Origin of the sequence: Pseudoxanthomonas kalamensis DSM 18571, from assembly GCF_010211745.1 — a bacterium.
GTDB classification, from domain to species: domain Bacteria; phylum Pseudomonadota; class Gammaproteobacteria; order Xanthomonadales; family Xanthomonadaceae; genus Pseudoxanthomonas_A; species Pseudoxanthomonas_A kalamensis.
Genome location: NZ_PDWQ01000003.1, coordinates 438863 through 455413 on the forward strand (window position 1 = coordinate 438863; position 16551 = coordinate 455413).

Here is a 16551-nt window from a genome sequence, read left to right on the forward strand (position 1 = left end):
GTGGCAAGCCGGAGATGCGGGGCCGAATGCGCAATGTAACTGCCCGGAGGATGCCAGCGGTGGTCGGAGAGCCTTGCAAAAGGTTTCCAGTTCCGGGCAGTTCAGGTCCCGTGGTTCGGACGTGACGCGGTATACGGTACCACCCGCATTTGTGTATGGCACATTTCTGCTGGACCGAATTGTCCGGCAGGGTCAATTCAGCGAAATTTTTATCGCGGCAGCGGCCGCCAACGGCGCAAGGATGATGACCAATATCAGTCCTGCGGCCAGCATCAGCAAAGGGCCAACCGGATCGGCGCCTTGCGCTGCGCGGGCAACGCTGCCGACACCGAACACCAGCACGGGAACGTACAGCGGCAAGGCCAGCAACGCGACCAGGATGCCGGAACGGCGCATGCCGACCGTCAATGCCGCGATCACCGAGCCGAGCAGGCCAAGCAGCAGTGTGCCCATCAGCAACGAAACCATCAGCACCGGGAGCAGTGCGTGCGGCAATTGCAGCAGTTCGGCGAACACCGGCGTGGCCAGCACCAGCGGCAGCGAGGTGCCCAGCCAGTGCCCGAACACGCGCACCGTTACCAGCCAGGTCAGCGGTACCGGCGCCAGCAGCCATTGCTCCAGCGAGCCGTCGTCGGCATCGCCGCGGAACAGGCTGTCCAGCGAAAGCAGGCCGGCGAGCAGCACGGCCACCCACAGCACGGCGGCGCCGACACTGGCCAGTCGTTGCGGATCGCGGCCCAGGGCGAGGGCGAACAGCACCACCACCAGCAGGGCGAACAGCATTGGCTGGAAGGCGTCGCCGCGCCGGCGCCACAGCAGCCGCAGGTCGCGCAGCAGCAGGGTGCGGGCGCTGGAAAGCAGGGTCGGCGAATTCATCCGGTCACCGCCCGCAGCAGCAGGGTGGAAGTGCGCACCGGCGGCGCCGCGTAGGCGCCGTGGGTGGTGACCAGCGCCGCGCCGCCGGCCTGCAACTGTGCCGAAATCATCCGGTTGACCAGATTGATGCCGTCCAGGTCGAGGTTGGCATAGGGTTCGTCGAGCAGCCACAGCTGCGCCGGCGACAGCCACAGCCGGGCCAGCGACAGGCGCTTCTTCTGCCCGGCCGACAACTGCCGTGCCAGCGCTTCCTGGTAACCGGCCAGGCCGACGATGGCCATCGCTTCGTCGATGCCGTGTCCGTCGCGCTGTCCATGCAGGCCGCACAGGAATTCGAGATTCTCGACGGCGCTCAGGTCGGCCTTCAGACCCGGCAGGTGTCCCAGATAGGCCGCACCGTGCGGCGAAGCGAAGCGCACGCTGCCGGCATCGGCCGACAGCAGACCGGCGAGCACCCGCAGCAGGGTGGTCTTGCCGGCGCCATTGTCGCCTTGCACCAGCAGGGCCTCGCCGGCCTGCACGGAAAAGTCCAGCGGCCCGAACACCGGCATGTCGTTGCGGGAAAAGGCCAGGCCGCTTGCGGTCAGCAGGGGCGGGGAGGAAGCGACGGCGCTCATCGTCGCCATTGTATCGGCAAGCGCGCTTCAGCCGGCCCAGTCGGTATAGGGATGGTCGAAGGCATCGTCCGGGCGCGGCCACAACATGCGCAGGCGGACCGGTTGTCCCTGCTGCCAGTACAGGATTCCGGCCTGGCCGAAGTCGCGGGCCAGCGCCTCTGCCTGGTGTAGTGGCAGGTCCGACACCAGTTGGCCGTATTCGACCGCACCGCCCTGCGCATTGCAGCCCAGGGCGGTGCAGGCGTTGTAGCCGGCACTGGACAGGCGCTGGCTCAGGCGTTCGCCCGCCAGTCGGTTCTCGCCCGGGGTGGCGGCATCGGAGTGCGGGTTCCAGGCGGTGATGAAGGTGTAGCTGGCGCCCGGCAGCAGGCGTTCGATGTCGTCGGCTGGCATGCCGACCTGGAACAGCCATTCGCGCCGGCCGATGGCGACGAAGTAATGGGCCAGGGCATAGGCTCTGGCCAGTTGCACGGTCGTTTCCGTTCCCGGAACACTGTCTTTGGACATGTCCGCGATCCCCAGTCGCCCGCTTTGCGTACACTGCGGCCCCCGTACCCTGAACCATCGGAGATCGCTTTGCAAACCAAGCTGCCCAAGGTGGGGACCACCATTTTCACGGTGATGTCGCAGCTGGCCGCCAAGCACGGCGCGGTCAACCTGGGTCAGGGCTTCCCCGACTTTCCGGCGCCGGCGCGACTGGTCGATGCGCTGGCGCAGGCCATGCGCGAGGGCCACAACCAGTACGCGCCGATGACCGGCGTGCCGGCGCTGCGGCAGGCGATCGCCGACAAGGTGGCGCGCTGTTACGAGGTACGGGTCGACGCCGAAAGCGAGATTACCGTGACCAGCGGCGCCACCGAGGCGCTGTTCGATGCGATCCACGCGGTGGCGCGGACCGGTGACGAGGTGATCGTGCTGGACCCGGCCTACGACAGCTACGAGCCGGCGATCGAACTGGCGGGCGCGGTCGCCGTGCATGTGCCGCTGGATCCGCAGACCTTTGCCGTGGACTGGGAACGGGTGCGGGCGGCGATCACTCCGCGCACCCGGCTGCTGATGATCAACAGTCCGCACAACCCGTCCGGCGCCATGCTGGACGAAGGCGACATGCAGGCGCTGGCCGCGATCCTGCGCGACAGCGGCATTTTCCTGATCTCCGACGAGGTCTACGAGCACATCGTGTTCGACGGCCGTCGTCACGAATCGGCGCTGCGTTACCCGGAACTGCGCGAGCGCGCCTTCGTCGTGTCCAGCTTCGGCAAGACCTACCACTGCACCGGCTGGAAGATCGGCTACGCGATCGCGCCGCCGGCGCTGAGTGCGGAATTCCGCAAGGTCCACCAGTACAACACCTTCACCAGCTTCTCCCCGGCGCAATATGCCTTCGCCGAAATGATCCGCGCCGAACCCGAGCACTACGAGCAGCTCGGCGCGTTCTACCAGGTCAAGCGCGACCGCTTCCGCGCGCAGCTGCTGCAGACGAAACTGCAGCCGCTGCCGGTGCCGGGCGGGTATTTCCAGCTGGTGGATTATTCGGCGGTCAGCGATCTGCCGGATCACGAATTCGTCCGCTGGCTGACCATCGAGCACGGCGTCGCCGCGATCCCGCTGTCGCCGTTCTACGCCGTGCCGCCGCCGGGGCAGAGGCTGGCGCGCTTGTGTTTCGCCAAGAACGAGGCCACGCTGGACGCGGCGATCGGGCGCTTGAAAAGGCTGTAGGGGCGGCATCAGCCGCGACCGGGCTTTCATGGGAAAGCTTCTTCGCGGCTGACGCCGCTCCTGCAGGAAGCCCCCCCTACAGGAACACGAACGATGCAAGACCTGCGCATTTCCCTGGTCCAGGGCGCGACCCGCTGGCACGACCCGGTTGGCAACCGCGGGTACTACGCTGAGCTGATCGCGCCGCTGGCCGGCAACACCGACCTGGTGGTCCTGCCGGAAACCTTCACCAGTGGCTTCAGCAACGATGCCATCGACAGGGCCGAGGACATGGACGGGCCGACGGTGGCGTGGATCCGGCAGCAGGCGCGCGACCTCGGCGCCGCCGTGACCGGCAGCGTGCAGCTGCGGAACGAAGGCGGCGACGGCGCGGTCCAGGTATTCAATCGCCTGCTGTGGGCGACGCCCGACGGCGAGCTGGACTGGTACGACAAGCGCCACCTGTTCCGCTACGCCGGCGAGCACAAGCGCTACGCGGCCGGGCGCGAACGGCTGACGGTGGAGTGGAAGGGCTGGCGGATCAATCCGCAGGTCTGCTACGACCTGCGTTTCCCGGTGTTCTGCCGCAACCGCTACGACGTCGAGCGGCCCGGTGGGCTGGACTTCGACCTGCAACTGTTCGTTGCCAACTGGCCATCGCCACGCGCGTACGCCTGGAAGACCCTGCTTCGCGCCCGTGCGATCGAGAACCTGTGCTATGTGGCCGCGGTCAACCGGGTCGGCCGCGACGGCAACCAGCTCGATTACGCCGGCGACAGCGCGCTGATCGACTGTCTCGGCCAGCCGTTGGCCGAGATGGGGCCGGAAGAGGGCATCGTGACCACCATCGCCTCGGCCGAGGCGCTGCTGCAACACCGTGAACGTTTCCCGGCGATGCTGGATGCGGACCGTTTCACACTGGACTGAGCGTGTGCGGCCTCAGCGGTAACCGGCTGCCTGCAGTTCGAACAGCTCGGCGTAGCGGCCGCCCTGCGCCATCAATTGTTCGTGGGTGCCGCTGGCTTCCACCTTGCCCTGGTCCAGCACCAGGATGCGGTCGGCCATGCGCACGCTGGAGAAACGGTGCGATATCAGCACCGCGGTACGGTCGTCGGATAGTTCCTTGAAGCGCTGGAATACCTCGAACTCGCTGCGCGCATCGAGCGCCGCGGTCGGTTCGTCCAGGATCATCACCTGCGCGTCGCGCATGTAGGCGCGGGCGATGGCGATCTTCTGCCACTGGCCGCCGGACAGGTCCAGGCCGGTATGGAAACGGCGGCCGATCAGCTGGTCGTAGCCGTGCGGCAGGGTGGCGACCACCTCGTCGGCCATGCCGCGCTCGGCGGCGCGGCGGATGCGTTCGCCATCGCCGATGAACTCCACCTGGCCCATGCCGATGTTCTCGCCGGCGGTCAGGTGGTAGCGGACGAAGTCCTGGAAGATCACCCCGATGTTGGCGCGCAATTCGTCGATGTCGTAGTCGCGCAGGTCGTGGCCGTCGAGCAGGATGCGGCCCTCGTCGGGGTCGTACAGCCGCGCCAGCAGCTTGACCAGGGTGGTCTTGCCGGCGCCGTTCTCGCCGACCAGGGCCAGCACTTCGCCGGCGCGCAGCTCGAAGCTCAGTTCGCGCACCGCCCAGCGCTCGGCGCCCGGATAGCGGAAGCCGACGCCTTCGAACACGAAACCCCGGCAGATCGGCCGCGGGAACGCGACCGGATGCGGCGGCGAGACGATCTCCGGCTGGACTTCGAAGAACGAGAACAGGTCATCCAGGTACAGGGCCTGGCTGGCGACCTGCGAGAACCCGGCCAGCAGGCCTTCCAGCAACTGGCGCAGGCGCTGGAAGCTGCCGGCCAGGAAGGTCAGGTCGCCGATGCTGAAATCGCCGCGCACCGTGCGCCAGGCGATGTAGCCGTAGGCGGCGTAGTAGCCCATCGTGCCGAGCGCGGCCAGCAGGGTGCCCCAGAAGGCACGCTGCCGCGCCAGTTGGCGGTTGGCCAGATAGAACTTGTTGGCGAGGTCGCGGTAGCGGTCGATCAGGAAGCGGTTGAGGTTGAAGATCTTGACCTCTTTGGCTGTCTCCACGCTGGCGCCGGCCTGGCGCAGGTATTCCAGCTGGCGGCGCTCGGGCGTCCAGCGGAAGTTGAGCGAGTAGCCCTGGGTGTTGAAATGCGATTCGCCAAGGAATGCTGGTACCAGCGCCACCGCTAGCAATACGATCAACCATGGCGCGTACACCACCAGGCCGGCGGCCAGGCTGATCACGGTAATGGTGTCCTGCGCCTGCCCGAACAGCAGACTCATCAGGTTGGAGCGGCCCATGGTCTGCCGGCGCGCGCGTTCCAGCTGGTCCTGCAGGTCGGCGTCCTCGAAATCCTCCAGGTCCAGGGTCGCCGCGTGCTCCATCAGGCGGATACTGGTGGCGTTGTTGAACAGCTCCGACAGCAGGGTATCGGCGTAGCCGACCAGACGGCCGAGCAGGTCGGACAGGATCGCCAGGCCGAACTCCAGCGCCAGCAGCCACAGCAGGTGATTTAGCATGCCGTCGCGCCAGGCGTCGCCGAGCTGGTCGAACGGCAGCCCGAGCCCGACCAGTCGCACCACTTCGTCGATGATCAGCTTGCCGATGTACAGCGTGGCCAGCGGCATCAGCGCGCGGATCAGGCGCAGGCCGATGCTGGTTACGGCCAGCGCGGGGCTGGTGGCCCAGACCTGCTTCAGGAACGGCGGCAGGTTGCGCATCGCGTCGAAACGCTGGCGCAGGCTGAGGCGGGATTCGGCGGTACTCGGCTTGGGAGCGGCTTCGGCGGTGCGGGAGTTGTCGGTCGGCATAGACCTATTGTGCATGCGGATCGGGCATCGGGTGAGGTGGCCTCGGGTAAAATATCGATTCCCCTGCAAGCACCGAGCCCGCCGTGAACGCTTCCCCCGCCAGCATTCGCCAGCAAGACCTGATCCAGTCCATTGCCGACGCGCTGCAGTACATCAGCTATTACCACCCGGTCGATTACATCCGCAGCCTGGCGACGGCCTACGAGCGCGAGGAATCGCCGGCGGCCAAGGACGCGATGGCGCAGATCCTGATCAACTCGCGGATGTGCGCCGAAGGCCACCGGCCGATCTGCCAGGACACCGGCATCGTCACCGTGTTCCTGGAAGTGGGCATGGACGTGCGCTGGGAGGGCTTCACCGGCTCGCTGGAAGACGCCGTCAACGAAGGCGTGCGCCGCGCCTACAACGACCCGGACAACAAGCTGCGCGCCTCGGTGTTGGCCGATCCAGCCGGCAAGCGCCAGAACACCCGCGACAACACCCCGGCGGTGATCAACGTCAAGATCGTGCCGGGCAACACCGTGGACGTGATCGTCGCGGCCAAGGGCGGCGGTTCGGAGGCCAAGAGCAAGTTCGCCATGCTCAATCCGTCCGACTCCATCGTCGACTGGGTGCTGAAGACGGTACCAACCATGGGCGCCGGCTGGTGCCCGCCGGGCATGCTCGGCATCGGCATCGGCGGCACCGCCGAGAAGGCGATGTTGCTGGCCAAGGAGTCGCTGATGGAACACATCGACATCCAGGAGTTGATCGCGCGCGGGCCGTCCAATCGGATCGAGGAACTGCGACTGGAGTTGTACGAAAAGGTCAACGCCCTCGGCATCGGTGCGCAGGGTCTGGGCGGGCTGACCACGGTGCTCGATATCAAGATCAAGGATTACCCCACGCACGCAGCCAACCTGCCGGTGGCGATGATCCCGAACTGCGCCGCGACCCGCCACGCGCATTTCACCCTCGACGGCTCCGGCCCGGTGGCGTTGACGCCGCCGTCGCTGGATGACTGGCCGAAGCTGACCTACAACCCGCAGAACGCACGACGGGTGAACCTCGACACGATCACGCCGGAAGACGTGTTGACCTTCAAGCCCGGCGAAGTGTTGCTGCTCAACGGCAAGATGCTCACCGGCCGCGATGCCGCGCACAAGCGCATGGTCGACATGCTCAACAAGGGCGAGCAGCTGCCCGTCGATCTGAAGGGGCGCTTCATCTATTACGTCGGCCCGGTCGATCCGGTGCGCGACGAAGTCGTGGGTCCGGCCGGCCCGACCACCGCCACCCGCATGGACAAGTTCACCGAACAGGTGCTGGCGCAGACAGGCCTGCTGGGCATGATCGGCAAGGCCGAGCGCGGACCGGCGGCCTTGGACGCCATCCGCAAGCACCAGTCGGTCTATCTGATGGCAGTCGGCGGTTCCGCATATCTGGTGTCGAAGGCGATCAAGGCAGCCAAGGTCGTCGGCTTCGCCGATCTCGGCATGGAGGCGATCTACGAGTTCGAGGTCAAGGACATGCCGGTCACCGTCGCCGTGGACTCCCAAGGCACTTCGGTGCACAGGACCGGTCCGCGCGAGTGGCAGGCGCGAATCGGCAAGATCCCGGTGGTGGTCGAACCAGCATGAGCAAGGCGACCGTGCTTGTTGCTGGAGCGGCGGACGCTCAGTTCACGTAATCGTCGAACTTCCTGCCGCCCTGGAACGGCATCAGGTGCTGGCGCAGGATGCCGCGCGGCACGCTTTCCAGTTTCATCACCCCGTATTCCCGCGGCCATTGGCCGCGGTCACGCGGCAGCTTGAAGGTGCCCATCAGCATGTCCACCAGCGGCAGGTGGATCGCGTAGTTCACGTCCAGATAGTCCTCGTGCCGGGCGTGGTGCCAGTGGTGATAACGCGGCAGCACGACCAGATACTCCAGCCAGCCGAAACGGATGCCGAGGTTGGCGTGGGCGAGTACGGCCTGCAGGCCGACCAGGATCACGTAGGCGTTCACCGCCGAGGCGGAAAAGCCCAGCACCAGCAGCGGCAGCAGCACTGCGCTGCGGGTCAGCACGATCTCGACGAAATGGATGCGCGAGCCGGCCAGCCAGTCCATCTCGCGGCTGGAGTGGTGTACGGCGTGGAAGCGCCATAGCCACGGCACGTTGTGATAGGCCCGATGCAGCACGGCCTGGGCGAGGTCGGCCATGAACACGGCGATCAGGAATTGCGCCCACACCGGCAGCGACTGGATCAGGTTCTTCAGCGCCGGGAACGCGGCCAGTCCGGCGATGGTCGAGGTCGACGCGGTCACCAGGATCAGGATGAACTGCACCAGCACGTGGCTCATGAAGAAGTAGGCCACGTCGGTCCGCCAGCCGGGGCGCAACGGCGAGACCTGGCGCTGGCCGAGGTAGCGCTCCAGCGGCACGAACACCAGTGCCGAGAAGAACAGCGAGATCACGAACCAGTCCAGCCCCAGCGAGTACGGCGTCTTGCCGATCGCATCGAACTGCACGTTGGTGCCACCCAGCAGCACCGCCAGCGTTGCAGCGCCCACGCCGATGGTGGCGATGCGCTTGTTGCGGTCGCGCAGGATGGCCAGGGTGCCGAGGATGAAGGCGGCGACCAGCCCGGCCAGCAGCAGGTGGCGGGCGAACTGTTCGCTGTAGACCGCACGGAATTCCTTGCTGGTCAGCAGTTCCGGGAAGTGGAAACACAGCACCGCCAACAGGCTCAGCACGCCGAGCATGGCCGAGGCATAGGCGAAGAACGAACGGCGCGGGCGGGTCACGAGGCCTCCTTGCGGATGGGGGGTCTTCCTACCCGGGATTGTATGTCAGTCGATGTGCCTGCCGTCCAAGCCGACTCCTGCTTCGCCCTCCCGCGAGCCCGGTTACGGCGTCGGTAGAATGTCGAGCACCGCCTCGGGCGGGCGGCACAGGCGTGCGCCCAGTGCGGTGACGACGATCGGCCGGTTGATCAGGACCGGATGCGCCAGCATCGCCTCGACCAGCGCCGCGTCGTCGGCCTCGGCCAGCCCCAGTTCGGCGTACAGGGATTCCTTCTGCCGCATCACCTCGCGCACCGGCACCTGCATGCGCTCGATCAGCGCCAGCAGGGTGGCGCGGTCGGGCGGGTCCTGCAGGTATTCGATCACGCTCGGCTCGATGCCGGCGTTGCGGATCATTGCCAGGGTGTTGCGCGAAGTGCCGCAGCGCGGGTTGTGGTAGATCGTGACGTCGGCCATCAGTACCACTCCAGCAGTGAAACGCCGAGACCGATGTAGGTCGCCTTGTGGTTGTAGTCGATCATGCTCTCGCCGTAACCGTCGAACACCTGCACGTGTCCGCGCAGCAGGTTGTTGATCGGAAACCCCCAGTCCAGCTGCAACGCGCCGTGCGAGCGGTCGCCGCCGCGCAGCGAATGCCGCGCCATCAGCGAGACCTCGTGGCCGTCGCGATGGTAGGTCAGGGTGGCATCGCCGCGGCCGATGTAGTCTTCCATGTCGTGATTGTTGTCGTCCTCGGCGTCTTCCTCGATGCGGTACCACGGCCGCAGCACCAGCGCCCAGTTCTCGCGGTCCAGGCCGACGTTCAGGATCACCCGGTTCCAGCTGCGCGACAGCGGGTCGGCACGACCGTTGGACTGGTGGGTCAGCGAAATGCCGGTCATGCGTCCAGCCCAGCCACCGAGGTGGTAGCTGTTGCGGAACACTAGTATTGCTTCCGGTTCGTAGTTGGTTTCGCGGAACGGGCGCGAGGTCTCGCTGTTGTAGGCCTGCCAGCGCGAGCTCTGGGTATAGCCGACCCAGACGTCGCCGTTGTCGCCGAACAGGTTCTCGGCGACCTTGGTCTTGAAGCTGAGCTGGAATTTGAGCTCGGTGTTCTGCAGGTTCTGCGGGGTGGTCACCCGGTTGGCCGGGTTCGGCGAATACGGCAGTTCGTTGGTCTCGCTGGTCCAGAACGCCGGCAACAGGTACACCGGCTTGTAGGCGCGCAGGTTGAAGGTACCCAGCTTGGAGTCGCGGGCCAGTTCCCAGCGGCTATCCAGCAGCGAGCCGCGACCGGCGTTGCCGAGCGCCTGGGCCGAGGCGGATTCGTCGTACTTGAACAACTCGTCGACCCGTTGCCGCAGGCGGGACTCGGCAGGGTCCGCGGGCTTGTTCTCGACGGCGACATCTTCGGCCGCCAGCCGGGCTTCGGCAGCGGCCTGGTCGGCCAGGCTGGCATCGTGCGATCCACGGCCGGCCAGCGCGTCGTAGCACTGCAGCCGTCGGGCATCGCTTTCGATGCCGGCACAGGCTTCCAGGGTCTGCGGCGAGGCGGCCAACAGCAGGGTCGGGGTCGCCAGCGGCAACAGGGCGAGGGCGGCAAGCGGGGGGTGTCGCATGCGGACGGACAATTCCTTTACCGATGAGTGCAGCAATGCTAATCGATTCGCGTGCCGCAGGTGTTTCAGACCAGCCAGGCGAACACGAACAGGCCCAGCATGGCAAAGGTCAGGCCCAGCTTGAGGACCACGCCGATCACGATGCCCAGCCAGGTGCCGAAACCGACCTTGGTGGCCTTTCGCCATTCGCGGCTGTGCCACAGCTCGCCGGCCAGGGCGCCGACGAAGGGCCCGACCAGCAACCCGATCGGCATGAAGAACAGGCCGATCAGGCTTCCCAGCACCGAGCCGAGCAGCGCCTTGCGGCTGGCGCCGACCCGTTGCGCGCCGATCGCGGTCGAGAAAACGTCGACCGCCAGCGACAGCAGGGTCAGCAATCCCAGCAGGGTCAACGTGACCCAGCCGATCTGCTCGAAATTGCCCGCCCAGGCGGCCAGCAGCATGCCGACGAAGACCAGCGGCAGGCCCGGCAGGGCCGGCAGGATCACGCCGGCGACCCCGATCAGGATCAGCACGCCGGCCAGCACGTACCACACGGGTTGCAACTCAAGAGGCATATTACTTACAAATCAATTGGTTACATGAAATGTCGAATGACAAATTCAGCAATTGCAATTTTACAGGGGGCGGGTTAGTGTGGGGGCGCTGTGCTTGCAAAGGTCACCGCGGAATGTGGCCTGATGCGGTCGTCCCGGATTCGCTGCATCGTTACACGCTTGCTCCTTAGCAACCAGCCGACACTCAACCGATTTGTTTCCGCCACTCGTTTCAAGGGGTCAGTGAAAGATGTCCGAGCGTGAAAACGGAACCGTGAAGTGGTTCAACGATGCCAAGGGGTTCGGCTTCATCAGCCGCGAGAACGGCGAGGATGTGTTCGTGCATTTCCGCGCCATCCAGGTGCAGGGATTCAAGAGTCTGAAGGAAGGCCAGAAGGTCAGCTTCACGGTCGTGCAAGGCCAGAAAGGCCTGCAGGCCGACGCCGTCGAGCCGATCTGAGCGGCGGAACATGAAAGACATTCCGCCGTGCCGTTCCGGCGCGGTGGTGGACTGGCCCGGCCGAAAGCCGGGCTTTTCTTTTGCCGTTGCCGTCAGATTTCAACGCGGCACGACCCGGCCATCGACCACACGCACCACGGCGTTCTCGCGGATGCCGCCGAGCTGATCCTGGTGGATCACCAGGCTGCGGCCATCGTCCATGCGCACGTGGATGTCGTAGCTGTCGCGCGCCGGCGCGGCCGGCTGCGGTGCGCCCTGCGCTACTGAGCCGACGATCCCACCCAGCACCACGCCCCCCTGCGTGCTCTGGCTGGTCCGCGCGGAGGACACCACGTCGATGGCGGTGACGATGCCGCAATCGCGGCATGCCGCTGTCGGTGCCGGAGCCGGTGCATGATTGCCAGACGTGACCGTCGCCGTGCCGGCGCAAGCGGACAAGGCCAGCAGCGCCAGGCAGACGATCGCAGCGCGCAGGTCGCGCACCGGGAATCAGCCCCGGAAGTCCTGGTGGCAGCCCTTGCAGCTTTGCATGAACTGGTCGGCCATCGCACCGGCGGCGGCGCAGTCGGTCGGCGGCGTGGCCAGGCTGGCGTCGAGCTTGGCGCGGAACTGGCTGGCATGATCGCTGAAGCGCTGGTCGTCGGCCAGGTCGGGGAAGGCCATTTCCAGATCGTTGGCCATCGCGCGCAGGGTGCGCACATGCGGGACGGTATCGGTGGCGGCGCAGCGGTTGGCGGACACGGCCTGCTGCAGCAGCTTGCTGTGCTTGCCCATCACGTTCATCACGCTGTCCGGATAGGGGTCGTGGCGGGCCTGCAGGGCGCGCACGATCATCACCGTTGCCACGCTGCCGATCACCAGACCGATCAGGAACATGAACAGGTAACGGGAAGCGGCGGAGGGGCGGGTCGGTGCAGCATCGCTGGCCATGGGGCGGGCTCCTTGGTGGGGGCGCTGGGACGTCGTGTTGCATGGTACGACGCCCGACCAGTCGCGCGCCACGCCTAGAATATCGATATGGATCATATTGTCGTGGATGGACGTGGATAGCGCTGCAAGCGAACGTTTCGCGGGAATCGACCGGTTGTACGGCACCGGCGCGGTCGGCCGTCTGGCGGCGAGCCGGGTGGCGGTGGTCGGCATGGGCGGGGTTGGCTCATGGGTGGCCGAAGCGCTGGTGCGTTCCGGCGTGGGCCATCTAAACCTGATCGATGCCGACGACATCTGCGTCTCCAATACCAACCGGCAGTTGCCCGCGCTGGAGGGCCAGTACGGCCGCAACAAGGCCGAGGCGATGGCCGAGCGCTGCCGCGCGATCAACCCGCAGGCCACGGTCGAGGCGGTGCCGGCCTTCGTCACCCCGGCCAACCTGCAGGAGTTGCTGGATCGCGGTTTCGACCTGGTGCTGGATGCTTGCGACAGCTTCCGGGTCAAGGTCGAGATGATCGCCTGGTGCCGGCGGCGCAAGCTGCCGCTGGTGGTGTCCGGTTCGGCCGGCGGGCGCACCGATCCCACCCAGGTCCGCGTGCGCGACTTGTCGCGTACCGAGCACGACGCCCTGCTGGCGTTGGTGCGCAAGAAGCTGCGCGGCGAATTCGGTTTCCCGAAGAATCCGCAGCGCTATTTCGGCGTGCCGGCGGTGTATTCGCTGGAAAACGTCAAGTATCCGCAGGCCGACGGCAGCGTCTGCGGCTTGCGCCCGGTGCTGGGCGCCGATGCCGCCCTGAAGCTGGATTGCGGGTTGGGCCTGGGCGCCGCGACCCACGTCACCGGCAGCTTCGCCTTCGCGATGGTCGGCAAGGCGCTGGAACTGCTGCTGAAACGGCCGCCGTAAGGCCCTGCCGGGTCATCCGGCGGTCGGATCCAGCTTAAGCCGGAACAGCCGTGCCGCATTGCGGGTGGTGGCCTCGACCAGCGTGGCTGGCGGGATGCCGCGCAGTTCCGCGATGGTTTCGCAGACGACAGGCAGCCGCGCCGGTTCGTTGCGCTGGCCGCGGATCCCCGCATCCGGCTGGTCCGGCGCGTCGGTTTCCAGCAACAGGGTGTCCAGCGGGACCTCGGCGGCGATCCGGCGCAGCCGGCGGGCGCGTTCGTAGGTCACCGGCCCGCCCAGGCCGATCAGGAAATCCAGCGAGGCAAGTTGTTTCGCCTGCTCCGGGCTGCCGGAAAAGCTGTGCACGACACCGCGCAACGGTCCGGTCCGGCGGATCGCAGCGATGACCGCATCGACCGCACGCCGCGCATGCACGATCACCGGCAAGTCGAATTCGCGCGCCAGCCGCAGCTGACCCTCGAAATAGCCAAGCTGGGCGTCCGGATCGAGGCCTTCGACGAAATGGTCCAGCCCGCATTCGCCGACCGCGACCGGGCGCTCGCGCTCGATCCAGGCGCGCAGTTCCTCCAGGTGTTGCGGGCGGTGTTCGGCCAGGTACATCGGGTGCAGGCCGTAGGCCGGGAACAGGCCGCTGCCCGGCGCGCACAGCCCGCGCAGTTTCGGCCAGCCGGCCGCGGCGACCGCGGGGACGATCTGGGCATGCACGCCGGCGGCGCGTGCGCGCTCAACGACTGCGGCGCGATCGGGGTCGAATTCGCCGGAGTCGAGGTGACAGTGGCTGTCGACCAGCACCGGACCGGTCAGCGCTGCGGTTCGACCGGCGGCGCCTGCTCGATGACCTCCGGCGATTTGCGCTGCTTCCAGTTGGCCAGCAGCAGGGTGCCCAGGCCGAGCAGGATCTCGTCGGCGAACGGCACGAAGTCCGGAATCAGGGTGTCGATCACGAACAGCGCAGCGACCAGCTTGAACAGGGTCGGGTAACGCAGCTTGCGCGCCCATTCCATGATCGGATGCAGCAGGGGAGTGGCCATGGCGAACGGCTCCGCATTCGGGAATGCGAACACGCTACCACGGCGACACGGGCGGTTCATGCGGCGGCAGGTCGGGCCCTGGACTGGGCGGGTTTTCGTTCAGGCAAGGCGTGATGCAATGTTGTCGGAAATTTCCCCGCCATGTCGCCGGCCTGCCCGGCAGGAGCCTCCCATGAACCGGAACGTTGCCACGATATTGATAGCGCTCGGAGCCCTGGTGCTCGGCGGGGCAGCGGTCGCGGCCTACATGAGCCGGCAGGCCCCGGCGCCCGCCGCCATGCTGGACACGGCTTCGCTGCCGGAAGCGGTTTCGCAGGCGCAGGACGACGTTGCCGCCGTCGACAACAGCATCCCGGAGCCGGTTGTCGAGTACGCGCGGGTGCTGAGCGTCGCACCGGTAACCAGTAAGGAAAAGGTATACGCCACCGTGATCGGCAGCGAGGCGGTGCGCGAGACCACCACGACCACGACCCCGCACGAGGTCTGCGAGGACGTGGTGATCGAGGAGCGCGCGCCGGAGAAGGACGGCAATGTCGGCGGCACGGTAGCCGGCGCGGTCATCGGCGGCGTGCTCGGCCACCAGGTCGGCGGCGGCAACGGCAAGAAAGCGGCGACGGCCGCCGGCGCCGTGGTCGGCGGTATCGTCGGCAACAAGATCGACAAGAATCACCAGGGCGGCGAAGTGACCAGCCGTACCGAGCGCCAGTGCCACACCGAGCAGGCCAGCTCGGAATCGACCCGGGTGACCGGCTACAACGTCACCTACCGCAATCCGGACGGCACCACCGGCACCATGCGCATGGACAAGAAGCCGGGCAACAGCATCCCGATGGGCAGCACCGACAAGGTGCTGGGCTACGACGTGACTTACCGTCTCGGCGACGAGGAAAAGACCATCCGCATGGACAGCAAGCCGGCCGGCGACAGCCTGCCGGTGATCGACGGCAAGGTGATGGTGGCCGCGGCCGGCGAGGGCGACCAACGAGGGGGCTGATTGCCCCACTGCGGCACGCAGTACGCAACCGGTACCGTTTCGGGGGAAAGGTCGGGGTTACGGCGTGGCCGTAGTCGCGAATACAATTGCCGCTTCCGCAACTGACCGGCATCGGCAATGGCCCTGAATCCCTTCGATCTCTACGACGTCCGTTCCCTGCTCAGCGAAGAAGAGCGCGCGGTGCAGGACAGCGTGGCGCGTTTCGTCGACGAGCGCGTGCTGCCGATCATCGGCGACTGCTTCGACCAGGGTCGCTTCCCGATGGAGCTGCTGCCGGAGATTGCCGAACTGGGCCTGCTCGGCTCCTCGCTGCCCGAGGAGTACGGCTGCGCCGGCCTCAACGGCGTCAGCTACGGCCTGATCTGTCAGGAACTGGAACGCGGCGACAGCGGCCTGCGCAGCTTCGTCAGCGTGCAGTCCTCGCTGTGCATGTACCCCATTTACGCCTACGGCAGCGAAGAGCAGCGCCGACGCTGGCTGCCGGACATGGCCGCCGGCAAGGTCATCGGCTGCTTCGGCCTGACCGAGGCCCACGGCGGCTCCGATCCTGCCAGCATGAAGACCCATGCCCGCCGCGACGGCGAAGACTGGGTGCTGAACGGCTCCAAGATGTGGATCACCAACGGCAACCTGGCCGATATCGCCATCGTCTGGGCGCATACCGACGACGGCATCCAGGGTTTCGTCGTCGAAAAGGGTTTCGCCGGCTTCACCGCGCAGGAAATCAAGCACAAGATGAGCCTGCGCGCCTCGGTGACCAGCGCGCTGTATTTCGACGGTGTGCGTGTGCCGGAGGCCAATCGCCTGCCCAACGTGAAAGGCCTGAAGGGGCCGCTTGGCTGCCTGACCCAGGCCCGCTACGGGATCAGCTGGGGTCCGGTCGGCGCCGCCATCGCCTGTTTGCAGGAGGTTCTGGAATACACCAAGGAGCGGATGCTGTTCGGGCGCCCGGTTGCGGCCACCCAGAGCGCGCAGATCAAGATGGCCGACATGGCCCGCCGCATCACCTGCGGGCAACTGCTGGCCCTGCAGCTGGGGCGGCTGAAGGATGCCGGAACCCTGCAGCCGCAGCAGGTCTCGCTGGCCAAGTGGAACAACTGCCGCATGGCCATCGACATTGCCCGCGAATGCCGCGACCTGCTCGGCGGCGCCGGCATCACCACCGAGCATGCCGCCATCCGTCACGCGCTGAACCTGGAATCGGTGATCACCTACGAAGGCACGGAAACCGTGCACCAGCTGGTGATCGGCCGCGAGCTGACCGGTATCAACGCGTTCTGACCCAGCGGCCGCACGCTTCCCGCCATTG

19 protein-coding genes are annotated in these 16551 nt (G+C 66.7%); 7 read left to right on the forward strand and 12 right to left on the reverse strand.

Annotated features, from left to right (window positions below; all coding sequences use genetic code 11):
- Window positions 1–192: 192 nt before the first annotated feature.
- Genes ccmB through CSC70_RS08360 form a run of 3 tightly spaced genes read right to left on the reverse strand, consistent with a single transcriptional unit; the run spans window position 193 to window position 2000 of the window.
- Window positions 193–876, reverse strand: coding sequence for a heme exporter protein CcmB (gene ccmB / locus CSC70_RS08350; RefSeq protein ID WP_162456199.1), 684 nt, complete (start codon window positions 874–876; stop codon window positions 193–195).
- On the reverse strand, window positions 873–1493 hold the full coding sequence (gene ccmA, locus CSC70_RS08355; RefSeq protein ID WP_162456200.1) for a heme ABC exporter ATP-binding protein CcmA: 621 nt from the start codon (window positions 1491–1493) through the stop codon (window positions 873–875). The genes ccmB and ccmA overlap by 4 nt, the downstream gene beginning before the upstream one ends.
- A gap of 27 nt (window positions 1494–1520) precedes the next feature.
- Window positions 1521–2000: a DUF3293 domain-containing protein gene (locus CSC70_RS08360; protein WP_211369453.1), complete on the reverse strand. Its 480-nt coding sequence runs from the start codon at window positions 1998–2000 to the stop codon at window positions 1521–1523.
- A gap of 63 nt (window positions 2001–2063) precedes the next feature.
- Here CSC70_RS08360 and CSC70_RS08365 point away from each other — a divergent pair, with 63 nt between their 5' ends.
- The gene (locus CSC70_RS08365) at window positions 2064–3212 is read left to right on the forward strand and encodes a pyridoxal phosphate-dependent aminotransferase (protein ID WP_162456266.1); all 1149 of its coding nucleotides are present in this window, start codon (window positions 2064–2066) and stop codon (window positions 3210–3212) included.
- Between the two features lie 93 nt (window positions 3213–3305).
- Window positions 3306–4118 (forward strand): amidohydrolase, encoded by an 813-nt coding sequence (locus tag CSC70_RS08370; protein ID WP_162456202.1) that lies wholly within the window; start codon window positions 3306–3308, stop codon window positions 4116–4118.
- A 12-nt stretch (window positions 4119–4130) separates the two neighbouring features.
- Here the strand turns inward: CSC70_RS08370 and CSC70_RS08375 are convergent, their stop codons facing one another.
- Window positions 4131–6038: an ABC transporter ATP-binding protein gene (locus CSC70_RS08375; protein WP_246189364.1), complete on the reverse strand. Its 1908-nt coding sequence runs from the start codon at window positions 6036–6038 to the stop codon at window positions 4131–4133.
- A gap of 68 nt (window positions 6039–6106) precedes the next feature.
- On the opposite strand from CSC70_RS08375, the gene CSC70_RS08380 reads away from it, so the two are divergent.
- On the forward strand, window positions 6107–7642 hold the full coding sequence (locus CSC70_RS08380; RefSeq protein ID WP_162456203.1) for a fumarate hydratase: 1536 nt from the start codon (window positions 6107–6109) through the stop codon (window positions 7640–7642).
- Between the two features lie 37 nt (window positions 7643–7679).
- On the opposite strand, the gene CSC70_RS08385 is transcribed toward CSC70_RS08380, so the two are convergent.
- The 4 genes from CSC70_RS08385 to CSC70_RS08400 all read right to left on the reverse strand — a co-directional run bounded on the left by CSC70_RS08385 (window position 7680) and on the right by CSC70_RS08400 (window position 10944).
- Window positions 7680–8789, reverse strand: coding sequence for a sterol desaturase family protein (locus CSC70_RS08385; RefSeq protein ID WP_211369454.1), 1110 nt, complete (start codon window positions 8787–8789; stop codon window positions 7680–7682).
- 102 nt (window positions 8790–8891) lie between these two features.
- On the reverse strand, window positions 8892–9245 hold the full coding sequence (gene arsC, locus CSC70_RS08390; RefSeq protein WP_162456204.1) for an arsenate reductase (glutaredoxin): 354 nt from the start codon (window positions 9243–9245) through the stop codon (window positions 8892–8894).
- A complete protein-coding gene (locus CSC70_RS08395; protein WP_162456205.1) occupies window positions 9245–10387 on the reverse strand; it encodes a phospholipase A in 1143 nt (380 codons plus the stop codon). The genes arsC and CSC70_RS08395 overlap by 1 nt, the downstream gene beginning before the upstream one ends.
- Before the next feature lie 65 nt (window positions 10388–10452).
- The gene (locus tag CSC70_RS08400; protein ID WP_162456206.1) at window positions 10453–10944 is read right to left on the reverse strand and encodes a DUF456 domain-containing protein; all 492 of its coding nucleotides are present in this window, start codon (window positions 10942–10944) and stop codon (window positions 10453–10455) included.
- A gap of 229 nt (window positions 10945–11173) precedes the next feature.
- On the opposite strand from CSC70_RS08400, the gene CSC70_RS08405 reads away from it, so the two are divergent.
- Window positions 11174–11383, forward strand: coding sequence for a cold-shock protein (locus CSC70_RS08405; protein WP_162456207.1), 210 nt, complete (start codon window positions 11174–11176; stop codon window positions 11381–11383).
- A gap of 99 nt (window positions 11384–11482) precedes the next feature.
- Here CSC70_RS08405 and CSC70_RS08410 read toward each other — a convergent pair whose 3' ends face one another.
- Together CSC70_RS08410 and CSC70_RS08415 are read right to left on the reverse strand one after the other, a co-directional pair.
- Entirely contained in the window at window positions 11483–11866 is a 384-nt protein-coding gene (locus CSC70_RS08410; RefSeq protein ID WP_425501538.1) for a glycine zipper 2TM domain-containing protein, read from the reverse strand.
- A 6-nt stretch (window positions 11867–11872) separates the two neighbouring features.
- Window positions 11873–12313: a hypothetical protein gene (locus CSC70_RS08415; RefSeq protein ID WP_162456208.1), complete on the reverse strand. Its 441-nt coding sequence runs from the start codon at window positions 12311–12313 to the stop codon at window positions 11873–11875.
- Window positions 12314–12425: 112 nt separating this feature from the next.
- Here CSC70_RS08415 and CSC70_RS08420 point away from each other — a divergent pair, with 112 nt between their 5' ends.
- Window positions 12426–13217, forward strand: a complete 792-nt coding sequence (locus tag CSC70_RS08420) for a tRNA threonylcarbamoyladenosine dehydratase (protein ID WP_246189365.1) — start codon at window positions 12426–12428, stop codon at window positions 13215–13217.
- A gap of 12 nt (window positions 13218–13229) precedes the next feature.
- On the opposite strand, the gene CSC70_RS08425 is transcribed toward CSC70_RS08420, so the two are convergent.
- Together CSC70_RS08425 and CSC70_RS08430 are read right to left on the reverse strand one after the other, a co-directional pair.
- Window positions 13230–14006, reverse strand: coding sequence for a TatD family hydrolase (locus tag CSC70_RS08425; RefSeq protein ID WP_162456270.1), 777 nt, complete (start codon window positions 14004–14006; stop codon window positions 13230–13232).
- A gap of 11 nt (window positions 14007–14017) precedes the next feature.
- The gene (locus CSC70_RS08430) at window positions 14018–14248 is read right to left on the reverse strand and encodes a DUF6116 family protein (RefSeq protein WP_162456210.1); all 231 of its coding nucleotides are present in this window, start codon (window positions 14246–14248) and stop codon (window positions 14018–14020) included.
- Window positions 14249–14420: 172 nt separating this feature from the next.
- On the opposite strand from CSC70_RS08430, the gene CSC70_RS08435 reads away from it, so the two are divergent.
- Both CSC70_RS08435 and CSC70_RS08440 read left to right on the forward strand, forming a co-directional pair.
- On the forward strand, window positions 14421–15242 hold the full coding sequence (locus CSC70_RS08435; RefSeq protein ID WP_162456211.1) for a glycine zipper 2TM domain-containing protein: 822 nt from the start codon (window positions 14421–14423) through the stop codon (window positions 15240–15242).
- A gap of 117 nt (window positions 15243–15359) precedes the next feature.
- Complete coding sequence (locus tag CSC70_RS08440; RefSeq protein ID WP_162456212.1) at window positions 15360–16523, forward strand: acyl-CoA dehydrogenase family protein; 1164 nt, start codon at window positions 15360–15362, stop codon at window positions 16521–16523.
- Window positions 16524–16551: the final 28 nt, after the last annotated feature.

Bases quoted from the DNA above. Each gene is read 5' to 3' on its own strand.
- arsC (WP_162456204.1), bottom strand. From the start codon at position 9,245: ATGGCCGACGTCACGATCTACCACAACCCGCGCTGCGGCACTTCGCGC.
- CSC70_RS08375 (WP_246189364.1), bottom strand. From the start codon at position 6,038: ATGCACAATAGGTCTATGCCGACCGACAACTCCCGCACCGCCGAAGCC.
- CSC70_RS08435 (WP_162456211.1), top strand. From the start codon at position 14,421: ATGAACCGGAACGTTGCCACGATATTGATAGCGCTCGGAGCCCTGGTG.
- CSC70_RS08405 (WP_162456207.1), top strand. From the start codon at position 11,174: ATGTCCGAGCGTGAAAACGGAACCGTGAAGTGGTTCAACGATGCCAAG.
- CSC70_RS08360 (WP_211369453.1), bottom strand. From the start codon at position 2,000: ATGTCCAAAGACAGTGTTCCGGGAACGGAAACGACCGTGCAACTGGCC.
- ccmB (WP_162456199.1), bottom strand. From the start codon at position 876: ATGAATTCGCCGACCCTGCTTTCCAGCGCCCGCACCCTGCTGCTGCGC.
- CSC70_RS08395 (WP_162456205.1), bottom strand. From the start codon at position 10,387: ATGCGACACCCCCCGCTTGCCGCCCTCGCCCTGTTGCCGCTGGCGACC.
- CSC70_RS08415 (WP_162456208.1), bottom strand. From the start codon at position 12,313: ATGGCCAGCGATGCTGCACCGACCCGCCCCTCCGCCGCTTCCCGTTAC.
- CSC70_RS08400 (WP_162456206.1), bottom strand. From the start codon at position 10,944: ATGCCTCTTGAGTTGCAACCCGTGTGGTACGTGCTGGCCGGCGTGCTG.
- CSC70_RS08370 (WP_162456202.1), top strand. From the start codon at position 3,306: ATGCAAGACCTGCGCATTTCCCTGGTCCAGGGCGCGACCCGCTGGCAC.
- CSC70_RS08430 (WP_162456210.1), bottom strand. From the start codon at position 14,248: ATGGCCACTCCCCTGCTGCATCCGATCATGGAATGGGCGCGCAAGCTG.
- ccmA (WP_162456200.1), bottom strand. From the start codon at position 1,493: ATGAGCGCCGTCGCTTCCTCCCCGCCCCTGCTGACCGCAAGCGGCCTG.
- CSC70_RS08440 (WP_162456212.1), top strand. From the start codon at position 15,360: ATGGCCCTGAATCCCTTCGATCTCTACGACGTCCGTTCCCTGCTCAGC.